Genomic DNA, 6914 nt, shown 5'->3' with positions numbered 1-6914 from the left:
AAGGACGTTGCGCGTCTGATACGTCGGCACTTCGACGGCATCGTCGCCTGGACTCAGACCCGCCAGACCAACGGCTTCATTGAAGCCATCAACGGCTTGTTTCAAGCGGCCAAGCGAAAGGCTCGCGGTTACACGCGCTTCACGACAATGCGCACGGTCCTCTTTCTCGTTGCCGGCAAGCTCGACTTCTCCGGCTTCAACCCGCATGCCTCGTGAGTCGCATCACCCACTCCAAATTCAAAAGAGCCAAAAAACTTCCTTGAACGCGCGCTGCCTGCCCTTCCCTCGGATTACATCCCCCGGGGCAGTCCAGCGCGCTCAGCGCCACGTTCCTGATTCCATTACTACATTGCGCATCCTGCTTGGACAAGGGCTCATGCAACGATGGCTTTCTTGCTGTACGACAGTAGATCGCGCAGTTACTTATATGACACAGTAGTATTAGGTGACTGAATGACCCCGTAAGTGCGTTCATTCCGGTACTGTTGATACCAGCGCGCAAACCAAGCGAGGCTTGCACGAATCTCATTGCATTCGGTGGTCCGCGCGGCACCGATTCACCATCTTTGGTCTGCATCGAGACCACGTGCAAGCGGTATAAATATCGGCATGCTACGATGTCAGCGCGGACATGAGGAAAATGATTCACTGCGGCCGCAAGATGTTGATGCGCTCGGAATTTCAATCACGAAGCGCGGAAGCGGGGTATCTTCCTCATAGTCGATCCGGGTGCCGATAAAATAACGTAGGCTAGTCTCGTCCACGAACACAGTGAGGCCCTGTGTAGACACCTTCGTGTCGGAATCGCTTACGGAGTCAACCAGGACAATAGAATATTCTAGCTGTCCTCCCGCATGAAATTCGGCACGCAGTCGAATATAAAGCGGCGCTTCGTGGCTCTGCGCGACAAGCTCGGCGGCTTCTTTTGCTGCTCGGGCCGTGAACGTAAAAAATTCACACGCGGGTTCTGTCGATATGCTTGATCGTTGGGAAATCATAGATTTTCCTGGAAAATTAACAGAGAACGATATCCGTCTTGACAAATGTGCATCTGCACAAGGAAGGAAAGCAAGTACCGCGCCACAACGCTCGCTCGCAATACTATTGCTCGGGTACGGAATCAGCTTGCTGAGGCGAGTGTGCACCCAGAGGCTGTGTAAGCGACAAGCCAAATTATCCACGCTGTTGAGCTCGCCCCCTAGACGTCGTCGTCAAGAGTGAAGCGATGCGCGGAAGGGCATGGTGGAGATCTCCTTGCGCCATAGAAAACAAGTAAGCGAGATCCGCGGCGCGCGACTTGCGACTCGTCGCGAGTCGATAGACGTTCTCTTTAATCAGTTGAAGTTTGCGATCTTGGACGTCTACATTCGACGTTAAACTAAGTTTGCCCAATACACTGAGAAGCTAGCGCCACGCTCAGGAAACGCAGGCGGAATAACGGCGCGAAGTTAGCAGATATAGAATGGTTAGCGCAAGCGACTCTCGCTCGGGGAAAGCGAGTTGCACGGATAACGCATGAAACAACGATACATTTTTCGAATGCCTCTAATTCGTCGGATGGGAAATGAGTGCAATGAAAATGATAGCGCATCCAGTCGCCGCCCAGAAGGGCATAGCCGCCTTGGATTCCGTAGACCGCGCGATCCTCAGACACTTGCAGCAAGACGCCTCGCTATCGATTGTCAGCCTTGCAGCGAAAGTGAAACGCAGTGCACCTGCCTGCCTGCGGCGCGTGGAGCGGCTCAAGGAGACGGGACTGATACGAAGAGTCGTCGCACTGCTCGACGCGAAGGCCATCGGCGCGGGCATGTTCGCCGTAATCGGGATCGTGCTGGACGGCTCGACGCCCGAGGCGTTTGCCGCATTCGAGAAAGCGGCACAGAAGGTGTCGGGCTGCGTAACGTGCTACGCTGTGTGCGGGCAGTTTGACTATATCTTGCTCGTTCGAGCACGCGGCAACGAAAGCTTCAACCGGTTACATGCTGCACAATTGTTGCACCTGCCGGGAGTAAAGGATCTGCGTAGCTTCAAGGTGTTAAAGGAAGTCTTATCGACGCAGGCGATACCGCTGTAACCGCAAACGCTTGAAAATGTAGGCTTGACCTGTGTCAAACGTCAAACAGGTGCTGGTCGTAACCAAACGACACGCTTCGAATCGCCCCGCTGGCTTCCGCAGACCAAACTCGTGACGGATAAACTCTTGACCCGTCCGTCGGCAAAGTCCGTTCGTAGTGGTGCGAGCAGACTGAGTTGCGCCAGCAACGTCCCAACTCATGTTCAGTAAAGTTTCGCCGGCAACCGAAGCCGACTGGATGCACTTCGCGCAACGCGCCGCGCTGTCACAATCCAGACAATTCAGACAGAGGCAACGTGACACCGGCCTCCCTATTACGGTGATCGGGAATGGCGATGCATGCTAGAAACATCTTCCAGGTTTAGGTAAGACAGGCATGGTCCTTGCGTGCCGTGGGCCGCTAAGTTAGAAGGCACAGACAAGTTGAGACCTTTCGTCAATGAGAAAGCGCTTAACGATGGCATAAAACTCGCCGCCTCGCTACGGACGGCTTCGCGGCCAACTTTGTCATACGGAGCAACAACATGAAAGCATTAATTGATAAAATGCACCGGCTTTCGTCGGCTGAGGACTTCTTCCGATTCTTCGCCATCTCATATGACGACAAGGTGGTGAACGTAAGTCGATTACATATACTAAGGCGTTTCTTCCAGTACATCAGACAGGCGGAGGACCTGTCCGCGGATCACGACGCAACCTTATTCCTAGTCTATCGAAATCTCCTGCTGAAAGCGTACAACGACTTTGTCATTTCCACGCCTGCTGAGCAAAAGGTGTTCAGGGTTCTTCAGGAAGCCGACGGAGAGCGGCATATCTCTCTTGATAGCCTGCGTGAATCTCTGCCGGCTCGGGCTAATAATTGAAGTTGGTGAGCGAGTCATATTGGTGCTTTTCTGAGTCGTCACGATGCAACTCCTCGCTTGATGCACGTTGCGAAGTTCGCTTGACTTGTCCTTGGGAACATCTGCCGGGAGTGGTCCATCAGCAGCCTCCACGTCCGGCTGACGAGCGGACAGGAGCGGTTTCGATGCTTTCATGCGCGCGAGCCTCTGCTTGCCACCGCTGCTGTTCTGTTTGGGTACGAGCCCCAGCCAGGCGGCCATCTGCCGGCCATTCTTGAATTGCCGTGCGTCCACAAGCGTCGCGACTGCGGCCGATGCGGTAAGTTTGCCGACGCCGCATACGGCCGTGCAGCGCTGGGCCTGCGGATCGTGACCGGCGTCTTCTGCGATCTGCCTTTCAAGCCACGCGATTTGTTCATCCAGCGCCTGACATTGCACCCAGCAATGCCTGACGCGCTGGTCCCGTCAGCTCGTTGTCGCCATCCTCAATGCGATCGACGAGGTGCTTGCGCAATAATTCAATGCCTTGCGGCAGGAATACGCCGAACTCGGCCAGCAGCCCGCGCAACCGATTGACCAGCGCAGTGCGTTCCTCCACGAAGCCGGTACGCATGCGGTGCAGCACCAACATGCTTTGCTGGGCGGGTGACTTCACCGGCAGAAACGCATGGAGGGGCGACTTGCGGCTTCGCAGATCGCTTCGGCATCGAGGGCGTCGTTTTTTACATGAGCGCCGCCCTTGCGGTACGGGGCGACAAACTGGGGTGGACTCAGGCGCACATCATGTCCGAGAGCGCGGAGTTTGCGTGCCCAGTAGTGCGCGGCGCTGCATGCCTCCATTGCAACGAGGCACGGCTCGAGATTCGCAAACCAGCTAACGAACCGATCGCGCGTAATCGCCTTTCGGACGATGACAAGATCGGCACTGTCGACGGCATGGATCTGCATGACATGCTTCGCCAGATCAACTCCAACACGAGCAATCTTGTCCATCACTCGCCCTTCGCGGAAGGTTGCGTAGCTCCGGCATGGTGCTCGCTTTCGGCGCAAATCGCCGCTCATAAATGTGCTTGATGCATCCAAAAAAAATAGCGACTTATACAAAACGAGCCTGCGCTGCTACGATTCGTGCATCGTTGCCACGGGGTTAGGTGCGAGCGCGGAGTTGTCGCGGCCCGTGACGAGCGGGCTCAGCACGCCTCGGACGCATTTATGTTCTCGAGCTGGAGCTCGACAGCGTGATGCGACGGCCGCGCCGGATTGCCATCTTTCTTGTCCGTCGTGTCCTCGCAAGGATGGCCCTGTCTACGTCGAATCAGTTCAGAGGGTGCTAGGGCAGTCTCGCAATAGCAGTCGCCATCTGCGTCGTAGGGCGGCTCCGCGTACCGACTGTCAGGATATTGGCCACCTCGTTCACCGAGCTGGTGGTCGGAATCGGCTCAGCAGTTCGGCTGCCTCAACTGCATCGTGATGATGGAGCGGATGGGCGCGCTGTTCCATGGCTGTCAAGGCCTCTTGACGTCGCTGTTCATCGCCACGCCGTTCGCTCTTCTGCAATGTGGCGGCCATGGTCCTGCCGTGCGACTGATTGCTTCCCACCGTTGCATGCGTAGCGATCGTGATCGTGTTTCCCCTCATGCAGTCCTGCTGGAGTTTGAGGGCGACTCGCGAACAAAGCGGCAACTGTCACAACGTAAAAGCGCTGTGCGTGTTGATTCAACTGCCGGCAAATCCACATCGACTGTTAACCTCACAAGAACAAACCGTATGGCTTTACGTCGCATCGCAACCGCATTGCTGCTGGCTGGATTGATTACCGCCCATACCGCGCAGGCAGATGTGATGCTCAATTTCGTTGACGCCGGCATCGATCAGGTCGCCAAGGCGGTCGGCGCGGCGACAGGGAAGACGATCATTGTTGACCCGCACGTCGAAGGGCGGCTGAATCTAGTCTCTGAGCACCCTGTTTCCGAGAATCAAGCATTGAAAACTCTGCAGTCTGCGCTGCGAATGCAGGGTTTCTCGCTGGTGCAGGATCACGGTGTGCTCAAGGTCGTGCCCGAAGCGGACGCGAAAGTGGAAGGTGTGCCGACGTACATCGGAAATGCGCCTTCGGCACACGGCGATCAGGTCGTCACCCAGATCTTTCGCCTCAGGTACGAATCGGCGAACAACCTCCTGCCAGTGTTGCGTCCGCTCATCTCGCCGAGCAATATGGTTGCGGCCTATCCATCGAATAATACGATCGTCGTCACGGACTACGCTGATAACGTCCGCCGCATTGCGCAGATCATCGCGGGCGTCGATTCTGCGGCCGGCCAGAAGGTGCAGGTAGTGGAACTGAAAAACGCGAATGCGATCGACGTTGCGAGGCAGATGACCAAGATGCTCGACCCTGGGTCGATCGGTAATACGGATGCGACGCTGAAAGTCTCGGTGCAGGCCGATCCGCGCACGAATTCGCTAATGCTGCGAGCGTCGAACGCAGTGCGCCTTGCGGAGGCGAAGTCGCTGGCGAAGCAGCTTGATGCGGCAACCGGGCGACCCGGTAACATCCACGTTGTGCAGCTGCGGGGCGCGGATGCCGGGCGTCTTGCGAAGACGCTGCGCGGCATGCTCGGCAAGGGCGGCAATGATTTGATGTCCACAGGGGGCGGTAATGCCGCGAACTCGTTCAACCAAGGCAACATGGACTCGTCGGCGGGCACACCGGGCCAGCCGCCACTGCCAGGCGGATCCGTGGGCGGTTCGTCATTCTCGTCGATGGGAAGCAATCGACTCGCAGGCGGCGGCAACAACGGCGGTCAAGGCAACAACGCGGCGTTTCTTGGCGAAAAGGAAGGCGGTGACGGTGAAGAGAACCAGCCCGGCGGGGTGATCCAGGCCGATCCGGAGACGAATTCGTTGATCATTACCGCGTCGGACGCCGTCTACGGCAATCTGCGCAGCGTGATCGATCAGCTTGACGTCCGCCGCACGCAAATATATATCGAGGCGTTACTCGTCGAACTGTCGGCGACGACAAACGCGAATCTCGGCATCCAGTGGCAGGGTGCGCGGCTGTCGAATGGTGGAAACAACGGTCTCTACGGCAGCTCCAACTTCAATTCCAACGGCAGCCAAGGCATCGTGAACCTGACCGCGCAGGGGGCGATCATCGCGAACGACCCGGCCGCAGCGCTCGCGACGAAGGGCGCGGACCTGCTGAACAACGGCCTGAACGTAGGCCTGCTGCACCGCTTCGGAGACGTGTTCGGTCTCGGCGGCCTGTTGCAGGCGCTGTCGCAGTCGAGCGACGCGAACGTCCTATCGACACCTAACCTCATCGCGCTCAATAACGAAGAGGCGAAGATCGTCGTTGGCTCGAACGTGCCTGTAGTGACGGGTTCATACGCCACGCCGACCGCGAATGCCGCGACGTCCGTAACCGCATTTAACACGTTCGATCGACAGGATGTCGGGATCGTGTTGCACGTGAAGCCGCAGATCACCGACGGTGGCATCATAAAGCTGCAAATCTATTGCGAAGCCTCGTCCGTCGATTCGGCCTCGACGAACAATCAGGGCGGCGTGACGATCAGCAAGCGCTCGGTGCAGTCGACGGTGCTGGCCGATGATGGCGAGATCATCGTACTCGGTGGCCTGATAGAAGATAAGTACGCGAACGGCAACAGCAAGGTGCCGCTGCTAGGCGACGTGCCGTGGATCGGCCAGTTGTTCCGTTCGGAGCAGAAGAGCCGCGAAAAGACGAATCTGATGATATTCCTGCGTCCGGTCATCATCGATGATCGGGATAGGGCGCAGGCTGTCACGTCGAACCGCTACGACTACCTTCAAGGTGTGCAGGGCGCGTATCGTCAGGACAACAACCTGATGAAGGACGACGACCCTGTCGTACCGCAGAAGCCGGTAGGTCAAAGTCAGGACGGGTCAACCCTGAATCTGTTCGATCTCGACAAGATGCGTCGCCAGTAGATCGATCGATGTCTTAGTTGTCG

Annotated in this window: 7 protein-coding genes and 1 pseudogene; 4 read left to right on the top strand and 4 right to left on the bottom strand. The window is 57.1% G+C overall.

Features of this window, described 5'->3' with window-relative positions; genetic code table 11:
- A partial coding sequence (locus tag M3I53_RS36415; RefSeq protein ID WP_254320593.1) for a transposase occupies nt 1-216 on the top strand: 216 nt, incomplete at its 5' end.
- 404 nt (nt 217-620) lie between these two features.
- Here the strand turns inward: M3I53_RS36415 and M3I53_RS36410 are convergent.
- On the bottom strand, nt 621-998 hold the full coding sequence (locus M3I53_RS36410) for an iron-sulfur cluster assembly accessory protein (protein WP_254320592.1): 378 nt from the start codon (nt 996-998) through the stop codon (nt 621-623).
- Between the two features lie 575 nt (nt 999-1573).
- Here M3I53_RS36410 and M3I53_RS36405 point away from each other — a divergent pair.
- A complete protein-coding gene (locus M3I53_RS36405; protein WP_254320595.1) occupies nt 1574-2074 on the top strand; it encodes an Lrp/AsnC family transcriptional regulator in 501 nt (166 codons plus the stop codon).
- A 524-nt stretch (nt 2075-2598) separates the two neighbouring features.
- Complete coding sequence (nifW, locus tag M3I53_RS36400; RefSeq protein ID WP_254320591.1) at nt 2599-2937, top strand: nitrogenase stabilizing/protective protein NifW; 339 nt, start codon at nt 2599-2601, stop codon at nt 2935-2937.
- Nucleotides 2938-3114: 177 nt separating this feature from the next.
- On the opposite strand, the pseudogene M3I53_RS38360 reads toward nifW, so the two are convergent.
- The 3 genes and pseudogenes from M3I53_RS38360 to M3I53_RS36385 all read right to left on the bottom strand — a co-directional run.
- Nucleotides 3115-3354: pseudogene (locus M3I53_RS38360) on the bottom strand (transposase); the annotation flags it as partial.
- Entirely contained in the window at nt 3332-3547 is a 216-nt protein-coding gene (locus M3I53_RS36390) for a hypothetical protein (RefSeq protein WP_254320590.1), read from the bottom strand. The pseudogene M3I53_RS38360 and the gene M3I53_RS36390, both read right to left, overlap by 23 nt.
- A 20-nt stretch (nt 3548-3567) precedes the next feature.
- Nucleotides 3568-3909, bottom strand: a complete 342-nt coding sequence (locus M3I53_RS36385) for a transposase (RefSeq protein ID WP_254320589.1) — start codon at nt 3907-3909, stop codon at nt 3568-3570.
- 774 nt (nt 3910-4683) lie between these two features.
- Between M3I53_RS36385 and gspD the strand changes: the two genes are divergently transcribed.
- On the top strand, nt 4684-6891 hold the full coding sequence (gene gspD, locus M3I53_RS36380) for a type II secretion system secretin GspD (protein WP_254320594.1): 2208 nt from the start codon (nt 4684-4686) through the stop codon (nt 6889-6891).
- Nucleotides 6892-6914: the final 23 nt, after the last annotated feature.

The organism is Paraburkholderia sp. CNPSo 3272, assembly GCF_024206495.1.
Lineage (GTDB): Bacteria > Pseudomonadota > Gammaproteobacteria > Burkholderiales > Burkholderiaceae > Paraburkholderia.
This window is presented reverse-complemented; position numbering and strand designations above follow the sequence as displayed.

Excerpts from the sequence above, each read along its gene's own strand:
- M3I53_RS36410 (WP_254320592.1), bottom strand. The coding sequence starts at position 998 with ATGATTTCCCAACGATCAAGCATATCGACAGAACCCGCGTGTGAATTT.
- M3I53_RS36405 (WP_254320595.1), top strand. The coding sequence starts at position 1,574 with ATGAAAATGATAGCGCATCCAGTCGCCGCCCAGAAGGGCATAGCCGCC.
- nifW (WP_254320591.1), top strand. The coding sequence starts at position 2,599 with ATGAAAGCATTAATTGATAAAATGCACCGGCTTTCGTCGGCTGAGGAC.
- M3I53_RS36390 (WP_254320590.1), bottom strand. The coding sequence starts at position 3,547 with ATGTTGGTGCTGCACCGCATGCGTACCGGCTTCGTGGAGGAACGCACT.
- M3I53_RS36385 (WP_254320589.1), bottom strand. The coding sequence starts at position 3,909 with ATGGACAAGATTGCTCGTGTTGGAGTTGATCTGGCGAAGCATGTCATG.
- gspD (WP_254320594.1), top strand. The coding sequence starts at position 4,684 with ATGGCTTTACGTCGCATCGCAACCGCATTGCTGCTGGCTGGATTGATT.